Here is a 22891-nt window from a genome sequence, read left to right as displayed (position 1 = left end):
GGTGATCGCCGACGACCGCCGCCTGCCCGCTCTGATGCGGTCCAGCGTACTGACGGCGGCGCCCCAGCGGGTCGATCTCGATCTACGAAACGCGAGCGGGTTAGCGCAGCGCCTGGCCCACGACCTTCAGCGAGCCGTCGACCTTTTCGGGCTTCACGCCGGTGACCTTGGCCAACAGCGGATAGACGTCGACATTGTCGAAGGCCGGCAGCACGACGCCGGGCTTGAACGACGGGCCGTGGGCCACGAACACCGCGCGCATGGCCGGGTCGTAGGGGTCGAAGCCGTGCGCGCCACCATTCTTGCCGTCCCACTTGCCGGGCTTTTTCCGGGCCTCGAGCGTGGTGGTGTACCAGCCGGTCTCCGACAGGCAGACGATGGCCGGCACGCGCTTGTTGCGACCATAGTGGTAGCGGGCCGGGATCCTGGCCTTCTTCCAGCAGGTCATGTGCGGCAGGGTTTTGCCCAGGAGCGCCGCCTCGACCGCCTTGGCCTGTCCGGGCTCCGGCGAAAGGCTGGTCACCGCGCCCTTGGTGACCAGGTGGATCTTGGAGAGGTCGATCAGATCGTCCAGCACGATCCGGTTGGCGGCCGGCAGCGGGGCCATGCCGTGGTCGGCGACGATGACGATGTCGGTGTTCTCGAACCGTCCGCGCGCCTTCAGCCCCTCGACCAGGCGGCCGATGTTGCGGTCCAGCTCGACCAGGGCCGCCGTCAGCTCCGGCGAGTTCGGGCCGAAGTGGTGGCCTTCGGTATCGGCGGCGTCGAAGTACAGCGTGGTGAAGGCCAGCGGCGGGCCATCGGCGCTGTCCATCCAGGCGAAGACCTGGTCGACGCGGGCGTCATAGGCCAGGTCGTGGTCGTACTTGATCCAGTGGGTGGGTCGCACGCCGTCGATCGCGACCTCCGAGCCCGGCCAGAACATGGCGGCGGCCTTCTTGCCCTGGCGCTCGACCGACCACCAGAACGGCTTGGCCTGGTTCCACCAGCGCGGGTCGCTGGCGGTCGGGGCGTTCATCGTGAACTTGGGACCGCCGATGACGGCGTCCTCCATCTCGTTGCCCACCACGCCGTTGCGGTCCGGGCGCTTGCCGGTCACCAGGGTGTAGTGGTTCGGATAGGTCAGGGTCGGGAACGAGGGCCGCATCGACCCACGCGCGCCGTCGTCGGCCAGGGCCTTGAGGTTCGGCGTCACGCCGCGATCCAGATAGTCGGCGCGGAAGCCGTCCATCGACACCAGGATCGTCAGGTGCGGCGCTTTCTCCCGCGCGATGGCCCCGCCGCCACCCGCCAGCACCAGGCCGACCGCGAGAACCAGGGACAGGAGGCGGCGGACCAGCATCGACATACTCACAAAAGCCAAAGTCTCGCCCCTGATCGACGCCGCACGTTGCAGCCATATGACAACCGGCGTTCGCCATAGCATGACCGGCTCTTAACTTGGCGCACGCCCGCCGGGTCGCCATAGTCCCTCGTCGAGCCGAGTCGGTCGGCGCACGGAAATCCCGCATGTCGATCGCCCTGGAGGCCGACCGCCTCACCAAGACCTACGGGCCGGTGCGCGCCCTCGACGACTTCTCCCTGGCCATTCCCGCCGGCGGCGTGTTCGGAGTTCTGGGCCCCAACGGCGCTGGCAAGAGCACCTTGTTCCGCATCGCCCTGGGCCTGGTGCGCCCCACCAGCGGCGGGGTGCGCCTGTCCGGCGCCGCGCCCGGCGACATCACCGCCCTGCGCAAGGTCGGGGCGATGATCGAGACGCCGCGCTATCCGGCCTATCTGACCGGCCGCGACACGCTGAAGATGCTGGCCCTGGAAAGCGGGGCCAAAAGCGTCGATGTCGACGGCTGGCTGGAGCGGGTCGGCATCGCCCACGCCGCCGATCGCTCGACCTCGGGCTACTCCGTTGGCATGAAGCAGCGCCTGGGCCTGGCGGCGGCCTTCTTCACCAAGCCCGAACTGGTCATCCTGGATGAGCCGACCAGCGGCATGGACCCGGCCGGCATCCAGGAAATCCGCGCCCTGATCGTCGACCTGGCCCAGCGCGAGGGCGTCACCGTCATCCTGGCCAGCCACCAGCTGGACGAGGTGCGCCGCGTCTGCGACCGGGTCGCCATCCTCTCCAAGGGCAAGGTCGTGGCTGAAGGGGCCGTGGCCGAGCTGACCGCCGGTGAAGCCCGCCTGCGCATCACGACCGCCTCGCCCATCACCCAGGTCCTGGCCGTGCTGGGGGCCAAGGGCGTCGCCGATGGCGCCGACGCGGCCCTGGCCGACATCCGCCGCGATGAGGCCCCCGCCCTGATCCGCGACCTGGTCGAGGCCGGGGTCGAGATCACCGAAGCCCGCTGGCGCGAGGCCGATCTGGAAGGCGTCTACCTCAAGACCCTCGATCAGCAGGGAGCCGCCTGATGCTCGCCGACGCCATCGCCGCCGAACGCTTCCGCCTGCTGCGCGACCGCTCGGCCCTCTTTTGGGGCTTCTGCTTCGCCCCGATCGTGGGTTTCATCCTCAGCGTCGGGGGCGACCTCTTCCTGCGCTTCATGATCAAGAAGCCGATGCCCGGCCTGGGGATCGGCCTCGTCGACCAGGTGATCAAGGCGCTGTCCAGCGGCGCGGCCACCTTCGACGCCCTGTTCCTGATGATCGGCGCGGCGGCCGTGCTGGCCGGCGATTACCGCTGGGAGACCTGGCGGCTGCTGACCCCACGCAACACCCGCCAGAACCTGCTGTTGGCCAAGCTGGTCGTCGTGGGCGAGGCGATCTTCTGGAGCCTCGTTTTGACCGCCTTCCTGTCGGTGATCGCGGCCGTGCTCGGCGCGGCGATCAACGGCAAGACCTTCGCCGCCTCGATGTTCGGGGCCAATGGCTTTGATGTGCTGGGAGTCCTGGCCATCACCTGGCTGGAGGCCATGACCCTGGCGGCCCTGGCCGCGCTGGTCGGCGTGATCTCGCGCTCGACCATGGGCGTGGTCATCGTCTGCCTGGGCGCGCGGTTCATCCAGACCATCCTGGCCAGCACCCTGCGCCTGATGGAACAGGGCCAGCCCAGCTGGAAGCTCCTGGCCATGCCGGTGTTCGACGCCGACCTGCTGCGCGCCAGCCTGCTAGATCCCAATCAGCTGGGCGCGGCCAGCGGCTCGGCGGGCGTGGCCCTGGCGGCTTTGGTCGTTTGGACCGTGGCGCTGGCCGCGGCGGCGGTGTTCCTGTTCCGCCGCCAGGACCTGACCAAGGAGTAAGCCTAGCGTGAAGACCCAGAAGCAACGGATGCTGGCCGGCGAGCCCTATGTCGTCGACGCCGAGCTGCAGGCCGACCAGCGCGTGGCCCAGACCTGGATGGACCGCTACAACGCTTCGGGCCTGGACGAGCGCCCGCTCCTACTGAGCCAGGGCCTGGGCGCGGTGGGCGAGAACGTCGCCGTCCGCGCGCCGTTCTTCGTCGACTACGGCTACAACATTCGGCTCGGCGACCGCGTGTTCATGAACTTCAACTGCGTGATCCTGGACGTCGCCGAGGTCACGATCGGCGAGGCCACGGCCATCGGACCGGGCGTGCAGATCCTGACCGCCGACCATCCGCGCGATCCCGTGGAGCGCCGCACCGGGCAGGAGTCCGGCAAACCCATACACATCGGGGCCAATGTCTGGATCGGCGGCGGCGCGATCATCCTGCCCGGCGTGACGATCGGCGACGACGCGGTGATCGGCGCCGGCGCGGTGGTCACGCGCGACGTGGCGCCGGGCGCGACGGTGGTCGGTAATCCGGCGCGGCCGGTGGCGCCGAAGAGCTGATAGCTCCACCCCAGGATAGAGCAGAGCAAGACCACAACTTTGCCGTAAATGCCGCCAAGCTTGGCGGCATGAAAGCTTCGCCATTGTTCCTCGCCGCCGCTGCGTTCGCCTCCGTGATAGGCGTCTCATCCGCCCACGCCCAGATGACGCCGCTGTACTTCACCTGCGACGCCAACGCGCGTGACTTGGCGATGAAGGGCCTCAAAGAGGGGACCGCCTCGGACGCCGAGCAGGCGACCGAGCTGAAGGCGGCCGAGACGGCGATCGCGGCAGCGGCCAAGCTGAATGCCGAGGCGCTAGCCGGCCTAGAGGTCCCGCAACCCTATAGCGGCGCGGCCTACTGGATGAGGCTCGCCGCCAAGGCCCCCTCCCCTGAGCTGGCCGAGCTCTACCAGCGCGTCGCCAAGGATCAGCTGACCCGCTACCAGAGCGGCATTGCCATGCAGCGTACCCACTGGGCCGCGGGCCTGTCGGACGCCGCGCGCGCCTACGCCTATCGGATCATCCAGCTGGACGGCTGCGGCGTCGACCAGGCCAACACCGCCTGGCTCAAGGAGCGAGTAAAGGCCCACGGCTGGTACACGATTGACACGTACGGCAAGGAGGCCGACCAGGCTGCCTTCCTGCTAGCCCAGCACGCCGACCGCGATGCCGCCTTCCAGGCTGAGGTCCTGCCGCAGCTGGAGAAGCTGGCCCAGGAGGGCAAGGCGAAGCCGTCCAGCTATGCCATGCTCTACGACCGCGTCGCCGTCGCCCAGAAGCGCCCGCAGCGCTACGGCAGCCAGGGGCGTTGCAACGACCAGGGCGTCTGGACGGCCTTCGAGACCGAGGATCCCGCCACTTTGGACCAGCGCCGCGCCAGCATGGGCCTGCAACCGGCGGCGGACTATGCGGCGATGGTCAGCTCACGCGCCTGTAAGCGCGCCTAGCCAACGACGAAAAAGGCCCCGGATCGCTCCGGGGCCTTTGCGTTCAGGCGAACCTGAAAATCTTAGTCTTCGGCTTCGTTCGTGTAGACCGGACCCGAGTCCTTGCCCTTTTCCGAGACGTCGCGGTCGACGAACTCGATGACGGCCAGCGGGGCGTTGTCGCCGTAGCGGAAGCCGGCCTTCAGGACGCGGATGTAGCCGCCCTGACGGTCCTTGTAGCGCGGGCCGAGGACCGCGAAGAGCTTGCCGACTTGTTCGACGTCGCGAACCGAGCTGATGGCCTGACGACGGGCGTGCAGGTCGCCGCGCTTGGCCAGGGTGACCAGCTTTTCGACGATCGGACGCAGTTCCTTGGCCTTGGGCAGGGTGGTGACGATCTGCTCGTGCTTGATCAGCGAGGCCGACATGTTGGCGAACATGGCGATGCGGTGAGCCGAGGTACGGCCGAGTTTACGGTGAGCTTTACCGTGACGCATTTTCTATCTCCTGGGCGCGAAGCCCGAGCGGCGCAAAGGTGTTGAGCGCCTGATTGTCACCAATCCTGGTCCGTCCCGACCGGGTCAGAGCGAAGCGCCGGGGCCCTCCACCGCGTCAGCGGCTTCAAAAGGCCCAGGCCGTCTCCCGAAAGAGACGGCCCGGATTTAGCGCGATAGGCTAGAAGTCTTAGATTTGGTCTTCGAACTTCTTGGCCAGGTCTTCGATGTTCTCCGGCGGCCAGTTCGGCACATCCATGCCGAGGTGCAGGCCCATGCCGGCGAGAACTTCCTTGATCTCGTTCAGCGACTTGCGGCCGAAGTTCGGGGTGCGGAGCATCTCGGCTTCGGTCTTCTGGATCAGGTCGCCGATGTAGACGATGTTGTCGTTCTTCAGGCAGTTGGCCGAACGGACCGACAGTTCCAGCTCGTCGACCTTCTTCAGCAGGGCCGGGTTGAACGGCAGTTCCGGCTTGGACTCGTCGGCCGACTTGGCCTTCGGTTCCTCGAAGGTGATGAAGATCTGCAGTTGGTCCTGCAGGATCCGGGCGGCGTAGGCCACGGCGTCCACCGGAGTGACGGCGCCATTGGTTTCCACTTCCAGGACCAGCTTGTCATAGTCCAGCGACTGGCCTTGACGGGTCGGCTCGACGCGGTAGGCGACGCGCTTGACCGGCGAGTAAAGGGCGTCGACGGCGATGAGGCCGATCGGCGCGTCTTCCGGACGGTTGCGGTCGGCCGGGACGTAGCCCTTGCCGTTGTTGACCGTGAACTCCATGCGCACCGAAGCGCCGTCGTCCAGCGTGCAGAGCACGTGGTCGGGGTTCAGGATTTCGATGTCGGCGGGAGTTTCGATCTGACCAGCGGTCACCGGGCCGGGGCCCGTGGCGCGCAGGGTCATGCGCTTCGGGCCTTCGGCATGCATCCGAACGGCCAGTTGCTTGATATTCAGAACGATGTCGACGACGTCTTCACGGACGCCTTCGAGCGAGGAGAACTCGTGCACAACGCCATCGATCTGGATGGCGGTGACCGCTGCGCCTTGCAGCGACGAGAGGAGAACGCGACGCAGGGCGTTGCCGAGCGTCACGCCGAAACCGCGCTCGAGCGGCTCGGCGACGATCCGGGCCTTGCGGGTCGCATCGGCGCCGGTTTCGATTTGCGGCTTCTCAGGACGGATCAGCTCGTTCCAGTTTCTTTCGATCACGTGGTCGGGTCCCTTGAACGCGGCTCGCCGGCCGCGTTTTGCGCAGCCGGCGAAGGAGATTAGTGGTCTAAAAAGTACTAGACGCGACGACGCTTGGGCGGACGGCAGCCGTTGTGCGGGATCGGCGTGACGTCGCGGATGGTCGTGATGGTCATGCCCGCGGCTTGCAGCGCGCGCAGAGCCGATTCACGGCCCGAACCCGGACCCGACACGTTGACTTCCAGCGTCTTGACGCCGTGTTCAGCGGCCTTCTTGCCCGCGTCTTCCGCAGCCATCTGAGCGGCGTACGGGGTCGACTTGCGCGAGCCCTTGAAGCCCATCATGCCGGCCGAGGACCACGAGATCGTGTTGCCCTGGGCGTCGGTGATGGTGATCATGGTGTTGTTGAACGAGGCGTTCACGTGCGCCACGCCCGAGGTGATGTTCTTGCGTTCGCGCTTTTTAACGCGACCCGGTTCCTTGGCCATCGTCAGGCTACCTTATTTCTTCTTGCCGGCGATCGGCTTGGCCGGACCCTTACGGGTACGAGCGTTCGTGTGGGTGCGCTGACCGCGGACCGGCAGGCCCTTGCGGTGACGCAGGCCGCGGTAGCAGGCCAGGTCCATCAGACGCTTGATGTTCATCGAGTTCTCGCGGCGCAGGTCGCCCTCGACGGTATAGTCGCGGTCGATCGTCTCGCGGATCTGCAGGACTTCGGCGTCGGTCAGTTGATTGACGCGACGCGCATCCTCGATGCCCACCTTCGTGATGATTTCACGCGCGGACCGTTGGCCGATGCCGTGAATGTACTGAAGCGCGATCAGAACGCGCTTGTTCGTCGGGATGTTGACGCCTGCGATACGGGCCACGTCTAATGTTCTCCTAGTCACGCACTAAAGACGCGAACGGCGCGCCCGGCCGGGTCGGAGACCCAAACCGGCGCGCACGGATCGCGCCCTTTCGCGGAAGCGCCCCGTTATAGGGATCGTTTCGCTTCCGTCAACAACTGAATCCACCAGACATCCAGTGAATCAGGGCTTTCTTAAGCGACGACGCCCAGCGTGACGGATGTCACGCCACCTCTCGGTATTTGGAGCCTGTTTCCCTGTGTCGGATCATCCGACAGAGACAGGCTCCAGAGCGTTGTCGATGGAACTGGCGACGGCTTCGACCGAACCCATTCCGTCCAGTTCCGTGAGCTTCCCCTGCCCTTCATAGTAAGGCAGCAGCGGCGCGGTCTGGGCATTGTACTGAGCCAGGCGAGTCACGAAGATCTCGGGATTGTCGTCCGGCCGTCCCTGTTCTTCGAACCGCTTCTTGATCCGCTCGATCAGGGCTGGCTCGTCTACCTTGAGTCGGAGAACAGAGTCGATCTTCTGTCCACGGGCCGCCAACATCTTATCCAGAGCTTCGGCCTGGGCCACCGTGCGCGGGAAACCGTCGAAGATCGCGCCACCGGCCGCCTCGGCCTCGGGCAAGCGATCTTCGATCAGCGCAATGACGATCTCGTCCGTCACCAGCTCGCCACGGTCCAGCACGCCCTTGACGCGTTGGCCGAGGTCCGAGCCCGAGGCGATGGCGGCGCGCAGCATGTCGCCAGTCGACAACTGGACCATGCCACGTTCGGTGACCAGGCGCTTGGCCTGGGTCCCCTTCCCCGCTGCCGGCGGACCGAACAGGATCAAGTTCATGTAAGCCCCTTCGCGCGTCACCGAGTCTACGCCCGGCTGATCTCCCGAAGCAGACCTAGAGCCCCGGGAATGAAAACGGAAGCCGGTTTTGTGACAAACCGGCTTCCGACGCTTCCAATTAAATTGAAGCCCCGCTTAGCGGTTACGGCCGCCGCGCAGCTTCGACTTCTTGATCAGCCCCTCGTACTGGTGGGCCAGCAGGTGCGACTGGATCTGCGCCACGGTGTCCATGGTCACCGTCACGACGATCAGGATCGAGGTGCCGCCCAGGGCGAACTGGTTGGACTTGATCGACATCATCACCAGTTCCGGCGCGACGCAGACGGCGGTGATGTAGGCCGCGCCGATCACGGTCAGGCGGGTCAGCACGTAGTCCAGGTACTCGGCGGTGCGCTTGCCCGGACGGATGCCCGGCAGGAAGCCGCCGTACTTGCGCAGGTTCTCGGCCGTCTCCTCGGGGTTGAACACGACCGAGGTGTAGAAGAACGAGAAGAAGATGATCAGCAGGGCGTAGAAGATCAGGAACGCCGGATGGCCATGCTGCAGCGCGCCGACCACTCCAGGCAGCCACGACAGGTGCTCCGGCAGGTTGGTGGTCGACATGAACTGCATGGCGGTCGTCGGCAGCAGGAGCAAGCTGGAGGCGAAGATCGGCGGGATGACGCCCGAGGTGTTGATCTTCAGCGGCATGAACGAGCTTTCGCCGCCGATCATGCGGTTGCCTTGCTGGCGCTTGGGATAGTGGACCAGCAGGCGGCGCTGCGAGCGTTCCATGAAGACGATGGCCAGGATGGCGGCCACGGCGCCGATCAGGATCAGAAACAGCGGGGTGTAGTTGCCCGAGGTCTGGGCCTGCACGAACAGCTGGCCCAGGGTCATGGGCAGGTGGGCCACGATGCCAGCGAAGATGATCAAGGACACGCCATTGCCGACGCCACGGCTGGTGATCTGCTCGCCCAGCCACATCAGGAACAGGGTGCCGCCCGTCAGGGCCACCACCGTCGAGACCACGAAGAAGGCCGGGCCGATGCCGCCGGCGACCACGCCGGGCTGGGCCTGCAGGCCCATGGCGATCGAGGCCGACTGCACGACGGCCAGAACCACGGCCAGGTAGCGGGTGTACTGGTTGAGGGTCTTGCGGCCCGCCTCCCCGCCTTCCTTCTTCAGCTTCTCCCACGGGGGATACACCGTGCCCATCAGCTGGACGATGATCGAGGCGCTGATGTAGGGCATCACGTTCAGCGAGAAGATGGCCATGCGCTGCACGGCGCCGCCCGAGAACGTGTTGAACATGCCAAGGATGCCCTCGGCGTTACCGCTGAACAGGCGCTCGAAAGCGGCCGCGTCGATACCGGGGATCGGGACGTAGGTGCCAAGGCGGTAGACGACCAGGGCGATGATCGTGAACCAGATACGCTTGTGAAGTTCGGTCGCCTTTTGGAACGACGCGAAATTCATGTTGGCTGCGAGTTGTTCGGCGGCCGAGGCCATTCAGATCCCCACGACTCAGGAGCGCGATTGCCGGAAATGGATAACCGCTTTCATGCGGCGACCACGCTCTGAAATTTGGTTTCTCGGATCAGGCTGATCCGAGGAGAGCGCCACAAATAGGTGAGGCCCGCCGTGTTGTCACGGCGAGCCCCCTAATTCTGTCATCCCGGTCGAAACAAAGTCCCGGTCGAGCGCCTGGCGCTCATCGGGATGACATATGGTCTTAGGCTTCGGCTTCAGCCTTGGCCTTCTTGGTCACGGTGACCGAACCACCAGCGGCCTCGACGGCCTTGATGGCGGCTTCCGTGGCCGAGTAGACGGTCAGCTTCAGGGCGGTCTTGATCTCGCCCTTGCCCAGCAGCTTCACGCCGTCCAGTTCGCGACGGATGACGCCAGCGGCGACCAGTTCAGCGGCGGCCAGTTCGGCGCCAGCCTTGAACTTGCCAGCGACGACGGCCTGCTCCAGGCGCCACAGGTTCACTTCAGCGAACTCCAGGCGGAAGGGATTGTTGAAGCCGCGCTTAGGCATACGCATGTGCAGCGGCATCTGACCGCCTTCGAAGCCGTTGATGGCGACGCCCGAGCGCGCCTTCTGGCCCTTCACACCGCGACCGGCGGTCTTGCCCTTGCCCGAACCCGGGCCACGGCCAACGCGCATGCGGCCCTTGGTCGAGCCTTCGCGGGGAGCCAGTTCGTTCAGCTTGGTCATATGTGCCTCTCCTTGGAGATCTGCGCCCAGCCAATGGCTGGACTCGGCTTTTGAAAATCAGAGCGCGCTTAAAACCCTAAAACGCCAAGAAACTCAATCAAGAAATGAGACCGGGGCGAAATGGGCTTCAAACGAAAACCACCCCGGATCGCTCCGGGGTGGCGTATTTCGTCGTCGTGTAGCGGACTACTCGACGATTTCCAGCAGGTGCGCGACCTTGCGGATCATGCCGCGGACCGACGGGGTGTCTTCCAGCGTGGACGTGCGGCCCAGCTTGTTGAGACCCAGACCGGCGAGCGTGGCGCGCTGGTCCTTTTCACGACGGATCGGGCTGCCCGTTTGGCGGACCGTGACTTGCTTAGCTTCAGCCATGACTTAGCCCTCGATGGCTTCCGGCGACGAAGCGCCGTCGGCGCGACGGCCGAGGATGTCGCCAACCTTCTTGCCGCGCTTGGCGGCGATCTGGCGGGGCGACGACTGGACCTTCAGGGCCTCGAACGTGGCGCGAACCATGTTGTACGGGTTCGAGGAACCCGTCGACTTGGCCACGACGTCCTGGACGCCCAGGGTTTCGAGAACCGCGCGCATCGGACCGCCGGCGATGACGCCGGTGCCGGGAGGCGCCGCGCGCATCATCACCTTGCCAGCGCCCCAACGGCCAGCGCCGTCGTGGTGCAGGGTGCGGGATTCACGCAGCGGGACGCGGATCATCGTCTTCTTGGCTTCTTCGGTCGCCTTGCGGATGGCTTCCGGCACTTCACGCGCCTTGCCATGACCGAAGCCGACGCGGCCCTTTTGGTCGCCAACGACCATCAGAGCAGCGAAGCTGAAGCGACGGCCACCCTTCACGGTGGCGGCGACGCGGTTGATGTGGACGAGCTTTTCGACGATGTCGCTGTCGACCCGCTCTTCGGGGGCGTTGCGGTCGCGACGGTCACGGCGTTGACCGCCTTCACCGCGCTGTTGTTCACCACGAGCCATTTCTGTTCCCTTAGAAGTTCAGGCCGGCTTCGCGCGCGGCGTCGGCCAGGGCTTTCACCCGGCCGTGGAAGATGTAACCACCACGATCGAAAACGACGTCCTTGACGCCCTTTTCAATGGCGCGCTCGGCGACGAGCTTACCCACGGCGGCGGCGGCATCCTTGTCCGCGCCCTTGCCTTCGGCTTCCAGAGTGGAAGCCGACGCCAGGGTCACGCCGCGTTCATCATCGATGACCTGGGCGTAGATGTTCTTCGACGAACGGAAGACCGACAGACGCGGACGACCGTTGGCGAGGCTCTTGAGGCGGGTGCGAACGCGCTGAGCGCGCTTGGCCGCCGATTCACGAGGAGAGAGCGCCATGGCTTACTTCTTCTTGCCTTCCTTGCGGCGAACCTTCTCGCCAGCATAACGCACGCCCTTGCCCTTGTAGGGCTCCGGCGGACGAATGCGGCGGATCTTCGCGGCAATCTCGCCGACCGCCTGCTTATCAATGCCGGCGATCTTGATTTCGGTTTGCTTCGGCACCGCGAAGGTGACGCCGGCCGGAGCCTCAACGTCCACATCGTGGCTGAAACCGAGTTGGAGGCTCAGGGCGGTGCCCTTCATGGCCGCGCGGTAACCGACGCCGACCAGTTCGAGGCTTTCCTCGAAGCCGGCGGTCACACCGTGCACCATGTTGGCCACCAGCGTGCGGGACAGACCCCACATGCCCTTGGCGCGCTTCGTGTCGACGCGCGGAGTCAGAAGGAGCTCGGCGCCCTCTTGCTTGACCTCGACTTCGTCGGCGATCGTCCACGACAGTTGACCCTTGGGGCCCTTCACCGTGACCGTCTGACCCGCGAGCGTGACTTGCACGCCCGAGGGGATTGCGACGGCTTTCTTACCGATACGTGACATGCTCTTTCCCTCCCGCGCCTAGTAGACGCGGCAGAGGACTTCGCCGCCGACATTAGCGTCGCGTGCAGCGGTGTCCGACATGACGCCCTTCGGCGTCGAAAGGATCGAGATGCCCAGGCCGTTCTTGATCGGCTTCAGGTCCTTGATCGACGAATAGACGCGACGGCCAGGCTTGGACACGCGGCTGATCTCGGCGATCACGGGCTCACCGTCGAAGTACTTGAGCTCGATCTCGAATTCGGGGAACGCACCGGGCTTCTCGATCAGCGAGTAGCCACGGATGTAGCCTTCATCGGCCAGCACGTCGAGGACGCGGGCGCGCAGCTTGGAAGCCGGCGTCGAGACCTTGTTGCGCTTGCGCGTGGCGGCGTTCTTGATGCGAGCGATCAGGTCGCTCAGGGGATCGTTCATCGACATCTGATCGTCCTTACCAGCTCGACTTGACGAGGCCGGGGATCTGACCCTGCGAACCCAGTTCGCGGAGCGCAATCCGGCTCATCTTCAGCTTGCGGTAGTAGGCGCGCGGACGGCCCGTGACTTCGCAGCGATTGCGGATGCGGATCGCGGCGCTGTTACGCGGCAGCTTGGCGAGCTTGAGGCGAGCGTCGAAACGCTCCTCGAGCGGCAGGCTTTCGTCGTTGGCGATCGCCTTCAGCGCGGCGCGCTTTTCGGCGAACTTCTTCACGAGAGCCTTGACGGCTTCGTTCCGGTTGACGGCGCTTTTCTTGGCCATGGTTTCTTTCCCTTCCCGCTCTTAGTTGACGAACGGGAACTGGAATTCCTTCAGGAGAGCCTTGGCTTCCTGGTCGGAGTTCGCAGTGGTGCAGACGATGATGTCCATGCCCCAGATCTGCTCGATCTGGTCATAGTTGATTTCCGGGAACACCAGGTGCTCCTTCAGGCCCATGGCGTAGTTGCCACGGCCATCGAAGCTCTTGCCGTTCAGACCACGGAAGTCCTTCACGCGCGGCAGCGCGATCGTGACCAGGCGGTCGAGGAACTCGTACATCCGGTCCTTGCGCAGGGTGACCTTACCACCGACCACCATGCCTTCGCGCAGCTTGAAGCCGGCGATCGACTTGCGGGCCTTGGTGGCGACGGGCTTTTGGCCGGCGATCGCCTGCAGGTCCTTCAGAGCGGTCTGGGCCTTCTTGGAGTCGGCCACGGCCTCGCCGATACCCATGTTCAGGACGATCTTGTCCAGCTTGGGGATCTGCATCTCGTTGGTGTAGCCGAACTGCTCCTTCATCGCGGCGCGAATGCGCTCGCGATAAACGGTCTTCAGCCGGGGCTCGTAAGCTTGATCAGCCATTGATCACCTCGCCGGTCGTCTTGGCGACGCGCACCTTCTTGTCGCCTTCGATCTTGAAGCCGACGCGGGTGGGCTTGCCCTTGGAGTCCACGACGGCGACGTTCGAGACGTGCAGCGCGGCTTCCTTTTGCTTGATGCCGCCTTGCGGGTCGGCTTGGGTCGCCTTGGTGTGACGCGAAACCATGTTCACGCCTTCCACGACAACCCGGTTTTCCTTCGGAAGAACCTGGGTCACAGCGCCTTGCTTGCCCTTGTCCTTGCCGGCCAGAACGACGACGCGGTCGCCCTTCTTGATCTTAGCGGCCATTACAGCACCTCCGGAGCGAGGGAGATGATCTTCATGTGGTTCTTGGCGCGCAGTTCACGGGGAACCGGGCCGAAGATCCGCGTGCCGACCGGCTCGCTGGCTTTGTTCACGATCACCGCGGCGTTCTTGTCGAAGCGGATGACCGAGCCATCCTTGCGCTTCAGATTTTGGTTCACGCGAACGACGACGGCGCGAAGCACGTCACCCTTCTTCACGCGACCACGCGGGATGGCTTCCTTCACGGAGACGACAATAACGTCGCCGACGCTGGCGTAGCGACGGCCTGCGCCGCCCAACACCTTGATGCACATGACCCGGCGAGCGCCAGAGTTGTCGGCGACTTCCAGGTTAGTTTGCATCTGGATCATGGTCTAAACCTTCCAGATTAAGCGGAAGCCTTGGGAAGTGCTTCCCAGGTCTTCAGCTTGGACTTCGGAGCGCATTCGACGATGCGAATTGCTTCGCCGGCCTTGTACGCGTTGGATTCGTCGTGCGCGTGGTACTTCTTCGACTGACGCACGATCTTCTTCAGGATCGGGTGAACGATAGTCCGTTCCACCTTCACCACGACGGTCTTATCGCCCTTGTCGGAGACGACGACCCCTTCGAGGATACGCTTGGGCATATCGTTCTCCTTAAGCCGCGGCCTTGGCGCGCAGCACGGTCTTGATCCGCGCGATATCCTTGCGGATCTCGTTGACGCGGTGGGTCTTCTCGACCTGGCCCGTGGCAGCCTGGAAGCGCAGGTTGAACTGCTCTTTCTTCAGGCTGATCAGGGTGTCGGCCAGCTGGTCGGGGGTCAGGCCCCGGATGTCAGCAATCTTCATGATCAAGCCTCCACGGCCACGCCCGCATCAATGCGGGTGACAACACGGGTGCGGATCGGCAGCTTGGCGGCGCCCAGGCGGAGAGCTTCACGCGCGACATCGTCCGGCACGCCGTCGATTTCGAACATGATGCGGCCCGGAGCCACGCGAGCGGCCCAGTAATCCACGGCGCCCTTACCCTTACCCATCCGGACTTCCGCCGGCTTGCCGGTGACCGGCACGTCCGGGAAGATACGGATCCAGACGCGGCCTTGACGCTTCATCTGGCGGGTGATGGCGCGACGGGCGGCTTCGATCTGACGGGCCGTGATGCGCTCCGGCTCGACGGCCTTCAGGCCGTACGAACCGAAGTTCAGCAGGGTGCCGCCCTTCGAAGTGCCGTGGATGCGGCCCTTGAACTGCTTGCGGAATTTGGTCTTTTTCGGAGACAGCATGGCGATCTAATCCTTAGGCGCGATCGCGACGGTCACGACGGTCGCCCCGGTCGGGACGGTCGCCGCGCTCACGGCCGCCACCTTCGCCGGCGGGACCGGACTCGGTGGCGAGACGCTTGTCGAGCGCCATCGGATCATGCTCCAGCACCTCGCCTTTGAAGATCCAGGTCTTCACGCCGATGATGCCGTAGGTGGTCTTGGCTTCGGCGAAACCGAAGTCAATGTCGGCGCGCAGGGTGTGCAGCGGCACGCGACCTTCGCGATACCACTCCATGCGGGCGATTTCAGCGCCGCCGAGGCGACCCGAGACGTTGATCCGGATGCCCTTGGCGCCGAGGCGCACGGCCGACTGGATCGAACGCTTCATGGCGCGACGGAAAGCGATACGACGCTCGAGTTGTTGAGCGATCGACTCGGCCACCAGCTGAGCGTCGGTTTCCGGCTTGCGGATCTCGACGATGTTCAGGTGAACTTCGCCTTCGGTCTTGATCGACAGGTCCTTGCGGAGCTTGTCGATGTCAGCGCCCTTCTTGCCGATGATGACGCCCGGACGAGCGGCATAGATCGTGATACGGCACTTCTTGTGCGGACGCTCGATGATGATGCGCGAGACACCGGCTTGGTACAGGCGCTTCTTCAGGGCGGCGCGGATCGCGAGATCCTGGTGCAGCATCTTGCCGTACTGGGCGCCGTCGGCGAACCAACGGCTGTCCCAGGTGCGGTTTACGCCGAGCCGCAGCCCGACCGGATTGACTTTCTGACCCATTAGGCGGCCTCACCCAGTTCGCGGACCACGATCGTGATCTCGGAGAACGGCTTCTCGACGCGCGTCGCGCGACCGCGAGCGCGGGGCGAGAAACGCTTCATGATCAGGTTCTTGCCCACATAGGCCTCGGCGACGACCAGGGAGTCGATGTCGAGGTTGTGGTTGTTCTCGGCGTTCGAAATCGCCGAGTACAGCGCCTTGCGGACGTCCTGGGCGATGCGCTTGTGGCTGAACTCGAGCTCGTTGAGAGCGCGTTGGACGTTCAGGCCACGGATGGACTGAGCGACCAGGTTCAGCTTGCGCGGGCTGGTGCGCAGGGTGCGCACCTTGCACATCGCTTCGGCGGCCGGCAGGCGGCGTTCTTGCTTCTGCTTGGCCATGATTACTTCCTCTTGGCCTTCTTGTCGGCAGCGTGGCCGGGGAAGCTGCGCGTGGGCGCGAATTCACCGAACTTCATGCCGACCATGTCTTCCGACACGGAGACCGGGATGTGCTTGTGGCCGTTGTGCACGCCGAACACCAGGCCGACGAACTGCGGCATGATGGTCGAACGACGCGACCAGGTCTTGATGACGTCCTTGCGGCCCGACGACAGTGCGGCGTCGGCCTTCTTCAGGAGGTACCCGTCGACAAACGGGCCTTTCCAGACGGAGCGGGTCATGGCTTAGCGGCCCTTCTTCGCTTTGTGGCGCGAACGGATGATGAACTTGTCCGTGGCCTTGTTGACGCGGGTCTTAGCGCCCTTGGTCGGCTTACCAGCCGGGGTCACCGGGTGGCGGCCGCCCGAGGTACGACCTTCACCACCACCGTGGGGGTGGTCGACCGGGTTCATGGCGACACCGCGGACGTGCGGGCGACGGCCCATGTGACGAGAACGACCGGCTTTGCCGAGGTTCTGGTTCATGTGGTCGGGGTTGGAAACGGCGCCGACGGTGGCCATGCACGTATCGAGGACCATGCGCAGCTCGCCCGAGTTCAGGCGGATCTGGGCGTAGCCGGCGTCACGACCGACCAGCTGGGCGTAGGCGCCAGCCGAACGGGCGATCTGACCGCCCTTGGCGGGCTTCAGCTCGATGTTGTGGATGATCGTGCCGATCGGCAGCGTTCGCAGCGGCGAGGCGTTGCCCGGCTTCACGTCGACCTTTTCAGCCGTGACGACTTCGTCGCCGACCTTCAGGCGTTGCGGGGCCAGGATGTAGGCCAGCTCGCCGTCGGCCTGATACTTGATCAGGGCGATGAAGGCGGTGCGGTTCGGATCGTACTCGAGGCGAACGACCGAGGCCGTGCCTTGCTTACGACGCTTGAAGTCGACCAGGCGATACAGGCGCTTGGCGCCGCCGCCGCGGAAACGGACCGCGATACGGCCATTGCCGCCGCGACCGCCCGACTTGGTCAGGCCCTCAACGAGCTTCTTTTCCGGGCGGCCCTTGTGGAGCTCGCTGCGGTCGATCAGCACCAGGCCGCGTTGGCCGGGGCTGGTCGGGTTAAAGTGCTTCAAGGCCATGTCTTAGAGCCCCGTCGTGATGTCGATCGACTGGCCGTCGGCCAGGGTCACGATCGCTTTTTTGACGTCGTTGCGACGCCCGACGATGCCGCGGAAGCGCTTGGTCTTGCCCTTGGTCACGATGGTGTTGACCTTCGTGACCTTGACTTTGAACAGCTCTTCGACGGCGGCGGCGATTTCGTCCTTGGTCGCGTCGTTGGCCACCTTGAAGACAACCTTGTTCTGCTCCGAGAGCAGGGTCGTCTTTTCGGTGATCACCGGCGACAGGATCGTGTCGTAGTGGCGAGCGGTGGCGGCCATTAGGCGGCTTCCTTCTCAGCGAAACGGGCCGAGATCGCTTCAACCGCGTCCTTGGTCAGGACGAGGGTTTGGCGACGCAGCACGTCGTAAACGTTCAGGCCGGCGTTCGGCAGGACATCCACGTTCGGGATGTTGCGGGCGGCGAGCTTGAAGTTCGCGTCCACTTCCGGACCGGCGATGACCAGGGCGTTCTTCAGACCGATCTTGTCGAAGGTGGCGCGCAGGGCGGCCGTCTTCGCTTCGGTCAGAACGACGCTGTCCAGGACGACCAGCGTACCGGCCTTGGCCTTCGAGGACAGGGCGTGGCGCAGAGCCAGGGCCCGGATCTTCTTCGGCAGGTCGAACGCGTGGCTACGGACGACAGGGCCGTGGGCCTTGGCGCCGCCGACGAACTGAGCCGCACGACGCGAGCCGTGACGAGCGCCGCCGGTGCCCTTTTGCTTGTACATCTTCTTGCTCGTACGAGAGACCTCGTTACGAACTTGAATCTTGTGGTTACCCGAGCGGCGCTTGGCCAGCTGCCAGGTCACGACGCGCTGCAGGATGTCACCGCGGATTTCGTCGATGCCGAAGATGGCGTCGTCGAGATCAACGGAGCCGGCCTTGCCGCCGTCCAGTTTGATGACGTCGAGTTTCATTAGCCTTCGCCCTCTTCGGTCGCAGCCGCGGGGGCCTCTTCAGCGGGGGTCTCAGCGGCGGCCGGAGCAGCTTCGCCAGCCTTGCGGAAGGCGCCCGGACGCGGAGCGTCGGCAGGCAGAGCCTTCTTCACGGCGTCGCGAACCTTCACGTAGCTGCCTTCGTGACCCGGGACGGCGCCCTTGATCAGGATCAGGCCGCGCTCGACGTCCACCTTCCAAACGGTGACGTTCAGCGTGGTGACGGTTTCTTGACCGAGGTGACCAGCCATCTTCTTGCCCGGGAACGTACGACCCGGGTCCTGGCGGTTACCGGTCGAACCGTGCGAGCGGTGCGAGACCGAGACACCGTGGGTGGCGCGGAGACCACCGAAGTTCCAGCGCTTCATGGCGCCGGCGAAGCCCTTACCGACGGTCACGCCTTGGATGTCGACCTTCTGGCCGGCGACGAAGTGGTCGGCCGTCAGTTCGGCGCCGACTTCGATCAGGGCGTTCTCTTCGACGCGGAACTCGGCGACGACGCGCTTCGGCTCGACGGCCGCCTTCGCGAAGTGACCGCGCATGGCGTTCGAGGTGTTCTTGGCCTTCTTGGCGCCGGCGCCGAGTTGCAGGGCGGTGTAACCGTCCTTCTCAACCGTGCGCTGGCCCGTGACTTGGCAACCGTCGAGCGACAGGACGGTGACCGGCACGTGCTGACCAGCTTCGTCAAAGAAGCGGGTCATGCCCAGCTTCTTGGCGATGATGCCGGTGCGTTGGGTGGGGAGAGTCATGGATCGGCCCTCCTTACAGCTTGATTTCGACGTCAACGCCGGCCGACAGGTCGAGCTTCATCAGCGCGTCCACGGTCTGCGGAGTCGGGTCAACGATATCGAGAACGCGCTTGTGCGTACGGATCTCGAACTGCTCGCGCGACTTCTTGTCGACGTGCGGCGAACGGTTGACGGTGAATTTTTCGATAAGCGTGGGCAGGGGGATGGGGCCCCGCACCGTCGCACCCGTGCGCTTGGCCGTATTGACGATCTCGCGCGTGGAATGATCCAACACGCGGTGATCGAAGGCCTTGAGCCGGATGCGGATGTTCTGACGATCCATATCGCTCGGTTTCCTAGTGGGCTGCGCCCGCGTCTCGAACCATTTCAAAGACCAACTCGAACCCCCAGAAGGGAGCTCGTACGCAGCGTCCGCAAAACAAAATCCTCAACGGTTTCCCGCCGAGGGTGATGACCAGATGTTGCACCAAGAAGGCGCTATGTCCGGGCGTCTCGCGAACCGCGTTTGAGCCCTAGAGCTCACAGCCGGTCCAACAGAGGCGCGCTTGTACGGTCCAGAATCGGTTTCGTCAAGCGCTCTGTCCGGTTCGTCTCGTCCTTGAGGGACTCGAGTCGTCGGGCGGGTTCTGAATAGGCGCCCTGCCCGGCCCGCGCAAGGGCCTCGAAAACATAACACCGGTCCGCATTTAACGCTTTTGGCGACATGAGTAGCAAGAACGTGCGCCCGCTCGCGCGTAGGCGAAACGGCCACCTCCGCAAGTGTCACAAAAATGCATTATTCAGCCTCCAAGCGCCGCCGGTGGCCTTGAGCCCGAGTCCGAACCTCCATAGATGCCGCTCCTCCCCGGCGGACTGGGCGGCCCCTCCCCCAACAACGACCGCCCAGCCAGCCGGAGGAGCCACTGTGTGTAAGGGGATAGACCCAATGAATACCAAGCTCTTCGCTACCGCCGCCCTGATCGCCGCCGCCATCTCGGCTCCGGCCTTCGCTCAAAACGTCGGCTCGGTCGGCGCCGCCGTGAACTACACCGACCTGAACACCCGCTTCGGCGGCAATGACGGCACGTCGGTCGTCATCGACGGCTCGGTCGCCATCCCGCTGCAAGGCGCCTGGACCGTGACCGCCAACGGCGACGTCTCGATCTCGGACAACGACCTGTCGGACGAAACCGTCGCCTCGGGCGCCGTGCACCTGACCACCAAGCTGGGCGACACCGTCCGCGTCGGCGGCTTCACCGCCCTGTCGCGTCCGTCGAACGACACCCTGTGGGCCGTCGGCGCCGAAGCTCAGAAGTATCTGAACAACGTCACCCTGACGGGCCTGGTCGCCTACGGCCAGTCCAACGACCTGGACGCGGACCTCTACACCGTGCGCGGTGAAGCCCGTTACTTCGTCTCGGACAACTTCCGCCTGAACGCCGGCGCTGGTTGGTCGCGCATCGACACCAACGTCAACGCCGACCTGTGGGACGTGAATGCCGGCGGCGAATACAAGTTCGCCAACACCGGCTGGTCGACCTTCGCCAAGTACACCCACGCGGAATCTAAGGACCTGGCCAAGCTGAACTCGGACGCCGTCAAGTTCGGCTTCCGTTACACCTTCGGCGGCAGCCTGAAGGACCGCGACCGCGCCGGCGCCGACCTGGCCACTGCCGGCGATCTGTTCGGCTTCGGCGTCCGCTAACCGCGGCCGCCGGACCAACGGTTCGGACATGAAGAAGGCCCCGGGAGCGATCCCGGGGCCTTCGTTATATATAGAGTGCGGTTAAGCGGCTTACTGGCCGATGATCACATCGCCCGAGCCGACCACGTGCTTCTTCACCGGGCCGTTGACCTTGGCGATGCGGATGTCGCCGGAGCCGGCCACCGAAACGTCGACCGAGTCGGCCTCACCGTTGAAGCTGACGTCGCCCGAGCCCATCACGTTGACTTCCACCGAGCGGCTACGGCCGCCGGCCACGGTGATATTGCCCGAACCGGCGATGTTGCCTTCCAGCTTGCCGGCGATGCTGGCGGTCGTGACATTGCCCGAACCGGCGATATTGACCTCAAGGTCGCCGCCGATGGCCTGGGTGCTGACATCGCCCGAGCCGGCCAGGTTGATGTCGGCCCACGCCGCCGTGCCGGTCTTGGCGTCGCCGGAGCCGGCCTGGTTGAGCTTCAGCGCGCCCCTGGTGTTGGCCACGGTCCAGTCGCCGCAGCCGGCATTGGCCAACTCGACGCTGCCCGAGCGCCCGATCTCACCGAACACCGCGCCGCCGGCCTTGACCTTGACGTCCATCGGCACGCGGACGGCGATCTGCGGGAAGTTGTCGTAGGAGACATTGCCTACGCCGCGGACCCGCACCCAGACCTTGCCGTCGCGGCTGTTGCAGCCGTTGATGCGGTTCATGCGCAGATTGCCGTCCACGACCACCTCGTCGCCGTCCTTGCGGACTTCCAGCGGCAGGCTGGCGTTGGTGGTCAGGAACTCGACCTTCACGTCGGCGCGGTTCTCGGGGATCACCACGACACGGGCGACGGCGTCCTTGATCTTGATGGACGGTTGGGCCTGGACGGCGGTGGCGGAAACAGCGGCGGCCAGCAAGGCCAGGGTGGTCAGAGCGCGCATCGGTCATTCCCCTCGGATGCGTTGAATTCGATGAGGGGAAGCTAGCGAGGGTTTGTCACCGCTTCGACTTAATTCGAGGTCATGACCCCGAAGTCATCTAACGCCGGTCGCTTAGTCGACCATCAGGGCGGCCAGACCCAAGCCCAGCCCCAGGCCCAATCCGACCCCGGCGCCCAACTTGGGATGCCGGCGATTCATCGCGGCCATGAAACTGGCCCCGCCCCGCAGCTGTCCGACCAGACTGGGCTCGCAGGCGACGATACGATCGAAGCGGCGAGCCAGCCGCGAGGCGCCGACGATCCGCATGCGGTTGCCGCGCGAGCTCATGCGACGCTCGATCAGACCCTCATAGACCAGCTCCGCCGGATCGGCGAAGTCGTGCTTGTAGGCGTCGGCGTCGACGCCGAAGTCCACGCGCTGGATCCCTCGCGCGGCCGCGGCCTCCAGCGTATCCAGCGTCATCAGTCCGCCCGGCGAGTACCTGGCGTAGGCCGGGTCGTAGATCGGGAACCACAGGTGATGCCGCCCGCCCGAGGTCAGGCCCAGCTCGGCCGCGACCAGCTTGCCGCCGGCCCTCAGCACCGCCAGACGCAGGCCGAAATCCGGCGCATCGACCTGCGCCAGCGTCCGCATCAGCTCGACCGTCCAGCCGCAGGCGAAGACATCATACTGGTGGGTGCGGATGATCTGGACCCGCTTGTGGTCGACGACATAGTCGACCTGCTCGAGGGTCGGACGCTCAAACGAAAACGACAGCGGTCCGTGGTCGCGCTCCAGCGCCCGGCGACGCCGGCGCTTGTCCTTCAGGAACCGCGCGTCGCGGCCGGCCAGATAGGCTTCGAAGCCTCGCGAAAGGTCGGCGGCCATGGCCCGACGCGGCGACAGCCCCGAAAGATCCGCCTCCCCTGCCCTGACCAGGCCGGTGAAGCGCGCGCGGTGCACGCCCTCCAGTCGCGGCAACAGGTGGGCGACATTCAGGCCCGGTTCGGCGACCAGGCCGTGGAAATCGCTGAGCGGCGCGGCCAGCGGCTGCAGCAGCCCGCCGCGTTGCTGGAACGGCAGGAAGCCCCGCACCGCACCGCCCTCGCGGACGACAGCGACGCGCGCCCCGGGCGCGATGTCGGCGGCGATCTGGACGAAACGGGGATCGAAATAGGGACTGGCCAGCGCGGGGTCGGCAGCACGGAAGGCGCGCCAGAGCTCAAGCTCGGCCGCTCCCAGCTGCGAGACCTCCATGGCCTCGACGACGACACCTTCTCGCACGACGCAACCCCACTCCCG

Annotated in this window: 35 protein-coding genes and 1 pseudogene; 5 read left to right on the top strand and 31 right to left on the bottom strand. The window is 65.1% G+C overall.

The genetic code is table 11. From position 1 onward, the window contains the following. Window positions 1-100: 100 nt before the first annotated feature. Entirely contained in the window at window positions 101-1342 is a 1242-nt protein-coding gene (locus tag ACW173_RS16220) for an alkaline phosphatase family protein (protein WP_492081024.1), read from the bottom strand. A gap of 167 nt (window positions 1343-1509) precedes the next feature. Here ACW173_RS16220 and ACW173_RS16215 point away from each other — a divergent pair, with 167 nt between their 5' ends. The 4 genes from ACW173_RS16215 (at window position 1510) to ACW173_RS16200 (ending at window position 4715) form a co-directional block, all read left to right on the top strand. Beyond that, window positions 1510-2406 carry an ABC transporter ATP-binding protein gene (locus tag ACW173_RS16215; protein WP_492081022.1) on the top strand — a complete coding sequence of 299 codons (897 nt, stop codon included), beginning with the start codon at window positions 1510-1512 and terminating at the stop codon, window positions 2404-2406. Further along, the gene (locus ACW173_RS16210) at window positions 2406-3233 is read left to right on the top strand and encodes a DUF2705 family protein (RefSeq protein ID WP_492081021.1); all 828 of its coding nucleotides are present in this window, start codon (window positions 2406-2408) and stop codon (window positions 3231-3233) included. The genes ACW173_RS16215 and ACW173_RS16210 overlap by 1 nt, the downstream gene beginning before the upstream one ends. A 7-nt stretch (window positions 3234-3240) precedes the next feature. Continuing rightward, complete coding sequence (locus ACW173_RS16205; RefSeq protein ID WP_492081020.1) at window positions 3241-3786, top strand: sugar O-acetyltransferase; 546 nt, start codon at window positions 3241-3243, stop codon at window positions 3784-3786. Window positions 3787-3854: 68 nt separating this feature from the next. After that, on the top strand, window positions 3855-4715 hold the full coding sequence (locus ACW173_RS16200) for a DUF6624 domain-containing protein (RefSeq protein WP_492081019.1): 861 nt from the start codon (window positions 3855-3857) through the stop codon (window positions 4713-4715). Window positions 4716-4777: 62 nt separating this feature from the next. On the opposite strand, the gene rplQ is transcribed toward ACW173_RS16200, so the two are convergent. The 28 genes and pseudogenes from rplQ to ACW173_RS16060 form a co-directional block, all read right to left on the bottom strand. Continuing rightward, the gene (gene rplQ / locus ACW173_RS16195; RefSeq protein WP_492081018.1) at window positions 4778-5191 is read right to left on the bottom strand and encodes a 50S ribosomal protein L17; all 414 of its coding nucleotides are present in this window, start codon (window positions 5189-5191) and stop codon (window positions 4778-4780) included. Window positions 5192-5378: 187 nt separating this feature from the next. Beyond that, entirely contained in the window at window positions 5379-6395 is a 1017-nt protein-coding gene (locus ACW173_RS16190; RefSeq protein ID WP_047413138.1) for a DNA-directed RNA polymerase subunit alpha, read from the bottom strand. A gap of 77 nt (window positions 6396-6472) precedes the next feature. After that, window positions 6473-6862 carry a 30S ribosomal protein S11 gene (gene rpsK, locus ACW173_RS16185; RefSeq protein WP_004616890.1) on the bottom strand — a complete coding sequence of 130 codons (390 nt, stop codon included), beginning with the start codon at window positions 6860-6862 and terminating at the stop codon, window positions 6473-6475. A 12-nt stretch (window positions 6863-6874) separates the two neighbouring features. Beyond that, the gene (gene rpsM / locus ACW173_RS16180; protein WP_252634399.1) at window positions 6875-7243 is read right to left on the bottom strand and encodes a 30S ribosomal protein S13; all 369 of its coding nucleotides are present in this window, start codon (window positions 7241-7243) and stop codon (window positions 6875-6877) included. Between the two features lie 246 nt (window positions 7244-7489). Next, window positions 7490-8065 (bottom strand): adenylate kinase, encoded by a 576-nt coding sequence (locus ACW173_RS16175; protein WP_492081017.1) that lies wholly within the window; start codon window positions 8063-8065, stop codon window positions 7490-7492. A gap of 135 nt (window positions 8066-8200) precedes the next feature. Further along, window positions 8201-9556 (bottom strand): preprotein translocase subunit SecY, encoded by a 1356-nt coding sequence (gene secY / locus ACW173_RS16170; RefSeq protein ID WP_492081016.1) that lies wholly within the window; start codon window positions 9554-9556, stop codon window positions 8201-8203. Window positions 9557-9779: 223 nt separating this feature from the next. Beyond that, complete coding sequence (gene rplO / locus ACW173_RS16165; RefSeq protein WP_492081015.1) at window positions 9780-10265, bottom strand: 50S ribosomal protein L15; 486 nt, start codon at window positions 10263-10265, stop codon at window positions 9780-9782. A gap of 186 nt (window positions 10266-10451) precedes the next feature. Next, window positions 10452-10637 (bottom strand): 50S ribosomal protein L30, encoded by a 186-nt coding sequence (rpmD, locus tag ACW173_RS16160; protein WP_099579521.1) that lies wholly within the window; start codon window positions 10635-10637, stop codon window positions 10452-10454. 3 nt (window positions 10638-10640) lie between these two features. Further along, window positions 10641-11246 carry a 30S ribosomal protein S5 gene (gene rpsE / locus ACW173_RS16155; protein ID WP_096051657.1) on the bottom strand — a complete coding sequence of 202 codons (606 nt, stop codon included), beginning with the start codon at window positions 11244-11246 and terminating at the stop codon, window positions 10641-10643. Window positions 11247-11256: 10 nt separating this feature from the next. Beyond that, window positions 11257-11607, bottom strand: coding sequence for a 50S ribosomal protein L18 (gene rplR / locus ACW173_RS16150; protein WP_013078658.1), 351 nt, complete (start codon window positions 11605-11607; stop codon window positions 11257-11259). 3 nt (window positions 11608-11610) lie between these two features. Continuing rightward, entirely contained in the window at window positions 11611-12144 is a 534-nt protein-coding gene (gene rplF / locus ACW173_RS16145; protein WP_101719243.1) for a 50S ribosomal protein L6, read from the bottom strand. Between the two features lie 18 nt (window positions 12145-12162). Then, complete coding sequence (gene rpsH, locus ACW173_RS16140; RefSeq protein ID WP_099579526.1) at window positions 12163-12561, bottom strand: 30S ribosomal protein S8; 399 nt, start codon at window positions 12559-12561, stop codon at window positions 12163-12165. Window positions 12562-12571: 10 nt separating this feature from the next. Further along, window positions 12572-12877 carry a 30S ribosomal protein S14 gene (rpsN, locus tag ACW173_RS16135; RefSeq protein ID WP_223394549.1) on the bottom strand — a complete coding sequence of 102 codons (306 nt, stop codon included), beginning with the start codon at window positions 12875-12877 and terminating at the stop codon, window positions 12572-12574. Window positions 12878-12898: 21 nt separating this feature from the next. Then, window positions 12899-13456: a 50S ribosomal protein L5 gene (gene rplE, locus ACW173_RS16130; protein ID WP_492081013.1), complete on the bottom strand. Its 558-nt coding sequence runs from the start codon at window positions 13454-13456 to the stop codon at window positions 12899-12901. After that, a complete protein-coding gene (gene rplX, locus ACW173_RS16125) occupies window positions 13449-13763 on the bottom strand; it encodes a 50S ribosomal protein L24 (protein ID WP_492081011.1) in 315 nt (104 codons plus the stop codon). The genes rplE and rplX overlap by 8 nt, the downstream gene beginning before the upstream one ends. Further along, complete coding sequence (gene rplN, locus ACW173_RS16120; RefSeq protein WP_125159663.1) at window positions 13763-14131, bottom strand: 50S ribosomal protein L14; 369 nt, start codon at window positions 14129-14131, stop codon at window positions 13763-13765. The genes rplX and rplN overlap by 1 nt, the downstream gene beginning before the upstream one ends. Window positions 14132-14148: 17 nt before the next feature. Continuing rightward, window positions 14149-14388 (bottom strand): 30S ribosomal protein S17, encoded by a 240-nt coding sequence (gene rpsQ, locus ACW173_RS16115; protein WP_354073205.1) that lies wholly within the window; start codon window positions 14386-14388, stop codon window positions 14149-14151. A 10-nt stretch (window positions 14389-14398) separates the two neighbouring features. Next, window positions 14399-14590, bottom strand: coding sequence for a 50S ribosomal protein L29 (rpmC, locus tag ACW173_RS16110; RefSeq protein ID WP_047413099.1), 192 nt, complete (start codon window positions 14588-14590; stop codon window positions 14399-14401). 2 nt (window positions 14591-14592) lie between these two features. Beyond that, window positions 14593-15024, bottom strand: coding sequence for a 50S ribosomal protein L16 (gene rplP, locus ACW173_RS16105; protein ID WP_492081010.1), 432 nt, complete (start codon window positions 15022-15024; stop codon window positions 14593-14595). Between the two features lie 13 nt (window positions 15025-15037). Then, the gene (gene rpsC / locus ACW173_RS16100; protein ID WP_223394543.1) at window positions 15038-15790 is read right to left on the bottom strand and encodes a 30S ribosomal protein S3; all 753 of its coding nucleotides are present in this window, start codon (window positions 15788-15790) and stop codon (window positions 15038-15040) included. Beyond that, entirely contained in the window at window positions 15790-16170 is a 381-nt protein-coding gene (gene rplV / locus ACW173_RS16095) for a 50S ribosomal protein L22 (RefSeq protein WP_010919132.1), read from the bottom strand. The genes rpsC and rplV overlap by 1 nt, the downstream gene beginning before the upstream one ends. 2 nt (window positions 16171-16172) lie before the next feature. Next, window positions 16173-16451, bottom strand: coding sequence for a 30S ribosomal protein S19 (gene rpsS, locus ACW173_RS16090; RefSeq protein WP_252634387.1), 279 nt, complete (start codon window positions 16449-16451; stop codon window positions 16173-16175). A 3-nt stretch (window positions 16452-16454) separates the two neighbouring features. After that, window positions 16455-17294: a 50S ribosomal protein L2 gene (gene rplB / locus ACW173_RS16085; protein ID WP_492081009.1), complete on the bottom strand. Its 840-nt coding sequence runs from the start codon at window positions 17292-17294 to the stop codon at window positions 16455-16457. A 3-nt stretch (window positions 17295-17297) separates the two neighbouring features. Next, entirely contained in the window at window positions 17298-17594 is a 297-nt protein-coding gene (locus ACW173_RS16080) for a 50S ribosomal protein L23 (protein ID WP_004616934.1), read from the bottom strand. Beyond that, on the bottom strand, window positions 17594-18232 hold the full coding sequence (gene rplD / locus ACW173_RS16075; RefSeq protein ID WP_492081008.1) for a 50S ribosomal protein L4: 639 nt from the start codon (window positions 18230-18232) through the stop codon (window positions 17594-17596). Before rplD ends, ACW173_RS16080 begins: the two co-directional genes overlap by 1 nt. Further along, window positions 18232-18999: a 50S ribosomal protein L3 gene (rplC, locus tag ACW173_RS16070; protein WP_492081007.1), complete on the bottom strand. Its 768-nt coding sequence runs from the start codon at window positions 18997-18999 to the stop codon at window positions 18232-18234. The genes rplD and rplC overlap by 1 nt, the downstream gene beginning before the upstream one ends. A 13-nt stretch (window positions 19000-19012) precedes the next feature. Beyond that, window positions 19013-19321, bottom strand: a complete 309-nt coding sequence (gene rpsJ, locus ACW173_RS16065; protein ID WP_004616952.1) for a 30S ribosomal protein S10 — start codon at window positions 19319-19321, stop codon at window positions 19013-19015. Between the two features lie 13 nt (window positions 19322-19334). Further along, window positions 19335-19522: pseudogene (locus ACW173_RS16060) on the bottom strand (hypothetical protein). A 402-nt stretch (window positions 19523-19924) separates the two neighbouring features. Here ACW173_RS16060 and ACW173_RS16055 point away from each other — a divergent pair. Then, window positions 19925-20683: an outer membrane protein gene (locus ACW173_RS16055; protein ID WP_492081006.1), complete on the top strand. Its 759-nt coding sequence runs from the start codon at window positions 19925-19927 to the stop codon at window positions 20681-20683. Window positions 20684-20773: 90 nt separating this feature from the next. Here the strand turns inward: ACW173_RS16055 and ACW173_RS16050 are convergent, their stop codons facing one another. Next, window positions 20774-21610, bottom strand: coding sequence for a GIN domain-containing protein (locus ACW173_RS16050; RefSeq protein WP_492081005.1), 837 nt, complete (start codon window positions 21608-21610; stop codon window positions 20774-20776). Between the two features lie 111 nt (window positions 21611-21721). Next, entirely contained in the window at window positions 21722-22873 is a 1152-nt protein-coding gene (locus ACW173_RS16045) for a GNAT family N-acetyltransferase (protein ID WP_492081004.1), read from the bottom strand. Between the last annotated feature and the right edge of the window lie 18 nt (window positions 22874-22891).

The organism is Caulobacter sp. ALps2, from assembly GCF_058681635.1.
The sequence above is the reverse complement of the archived record's forward strand: the minus strand, read 5'-3'. Positions and strand labels throughout refer to the sequence as shown.

Bases quoted from the DNA above. Each gene is read 5' to 3' on its own strand.
- rplF (WP_101719243.1), bottom strand. From the start codon at position 12,144: ATGTCACGTATCGGTAAGAAAGCCGTCGCAATCCCCTCGGGCGTGCAA.
- rpsK (WP_004616890.1), bottom strand. From the start codon at position 6,862: ATGGCCAAGGAACCGGGTCGCGTTAAAAAGCGCGAACGCAAGAACATC.
- rplP (WP_492081010.1), bottom strand. From the start codon at position 15,024: ATGCTGTCTCCGAAAAAGACCAAATTCCGCAAGCAGTTCAAGGGCCGC.
- rplC (WP_492081007.1), bottom strand. From the start codon at position 18,999: ATGACTCTCCCCACCCAACGCACCGGCATCATCGCCAAGAAGCTGGGC.
- ACW173_RS16220 (WP_492081024.1), bottom strand. From the start codon at position 1,342: ATGCTGGTCCGCCGCCTCCTGTCCCTGGTTCTCGCGGTCGGCCTGGTG.
- rpsE (WP_096051657.1), bottom strand. From the start codon at position 11,246: ATGGCTCGTGGTGAACAACAGCGCGGTGAAGGCGGTCAACGCCGTGAC.
- ACW173_RS16215 (WP_492081022.1), top strand. From the start codon at position 1,510: ATGTCGATCGCCCTGGAGGCCGACCGCCTCACCAAGACCTACGGGCCG.
- rplR (WP_013078658.1), bottom strand. From the start codon at position 11,607: ATGGCGCTCTCTCCTCGTGAATCGGCGGCCAAGCGCGCTCAGCGCGTT.
- rplE (WP_492081013.1), bottom strand. From the start codon at position 13,456: ATGGCTGATCAAGCTTACGAGCCCCGGCTGAAGACCGTTTATCGCGAG.
- rpmC (WP_047413099.1), bottom strand. From the start codon at position 14,590: ATGAAGATTGCTGACATCCGGGGCCTGACCCCCGACCAGCTGGCCGAC.
- rpsH (WP_099579526.1), bottom strand. From the start codon at position 12,561: ATGTCGATGAACGATCCCCTGAGCGACCTGATCGCTCGCATCAAGAAC.
- ACW173_RS16200 (WP_492081019.1), top strand. From the start codon at position 3,855: ATGAAAGCTTCGCCATTGTTCCTCGCCGCCGCTGCGTTCGCCTCCGTG.
- rpsC (WP_223394543.1), bottom strand. From the start codon at position 15,790: ATGGGTCAGAAAGTCAATCCGGTCGGGCTGCGGCTCGGCGTAAACCGC.
- rpsQ (WP_354073205.1), bottom strand. From the start codon at position 14,388: ATGCCCAAGCGTATCCTCGAAGGGGTCGTCGTCTCCGACAAGGGCGAT.
- rpsJ (WP_004616952.1), bottom strand. From the start codon at position 19,321: ATGGATCGTCAGAACATCCGCATCCGGCTCAAGGCCTTCGATCACCGC.
- ACW173_RS16210 (WP_492081021.1), top strand. From the start codon at position 2,406: ATGCTCGCCGACGCCATCGCCGCCGAACGCTTCCGCCTGCTGCGCGAC.
- rplV (WP_010919132.1), bottom strand. From the start codon at position 16,170: ATGGCCAAGCAGAAGCAAGAACGCCGCCTGCCGGCCGCCGAAGCGATG.
- ACW173_RS16080 (WP_004616934.1), bottom strand. From the start codon at position 17,594: ATGGCCGCCACCGCTCGCCACTACGACACGATCCTGTCGCCGGTGATC.
- rpsS (WP_252634387.1), bottom strand. From the start codon at position 16,451: ATGACCCGCTCCGTCTGGAAAGGCCCGTTTGTCGACGGGTACCTCCTG.
- ACW173_RS16055 (WP_492081006.1), top strand. From the start codon at position 19,925: ATGAATACCAAGCTCTTCGCTACCGCCGCCCTGATCGCCGCCGCCATC.
- rplO (WP_492081015.1), bottom strand. From the start codon at position 10,265: ATGACCAAGCTGAACGAACTGGCTCCCCGCGAAGGCTCGACCAAGGGC.
- rplN (WP_125159663.1), bottom strand. From the start codon at position 14,131: ATGATCCAGATGCAAACTAACCTGGAAGTCGCCGACAACTCTGGCGCT.
- rplB (WP_492081009.1), bottom strand. From the start codon at position 17,294: ATGGCCTTGAAGCACTTTAACCCGACCAGCCCCGGCCAACGCGGCCTG.
- ACW173_RS16050 (WP_492081005.1), bottom strand. From the start codon at position 21,610: ATGCGCGCTCTGACCACCCTGGCCTTGCTGGCCGCCGCTGTTTCCGCC.
- rpsN (WP_223394549.1), bottom strand. From the start codon at position 12,877: ATGGCCAAGAAAAGCGCCGTCAACCGGAACGAAGCCGTCAAGGCTCTC.
- ACW173_RS16175 (WP_492081017.1), bottom strand. From the start codon at position 8,065: ATGAACTTGATCCTGTTCGGTCCGCCGGCAGCGGGGAAGGGGACCCAG.
- rpmD (WP_099579521.1), bottom strand. From the start codon at position 10,637: ATGGCTGAAGCTAAGCAAGTCACGGTCCGCCAAACGGGCAGCCCGATC.
- rplX (WP_492081011.1), bottom strand. From the start codon at position 13,763: ATGGCCGCTAAGATCAAGAAGGGCGACCGCGTCGTCGTTCTGGCCGGC.
- secY (WP_492081016.1), bottom strand. From the start codon at position 9,556: ATGGCCTCGGCCGCCGAACAACTCGCAGCCAACATGAATTTCGCGTCG.
- rplQ (WP_492081018.1), bottom strand. From the start codon at position 5,191: ATGCGTCACGGTAAAGCTCACCGTAAACTCGGCCGTACCTCGGCTCAC.
- rplD (WP_492081008.1), bottom strand. From the start codon at position 18,232: ATGAAACTCGACGTCATCAAACTGGACGGCGGCAAGGCCGGCTCCGTT.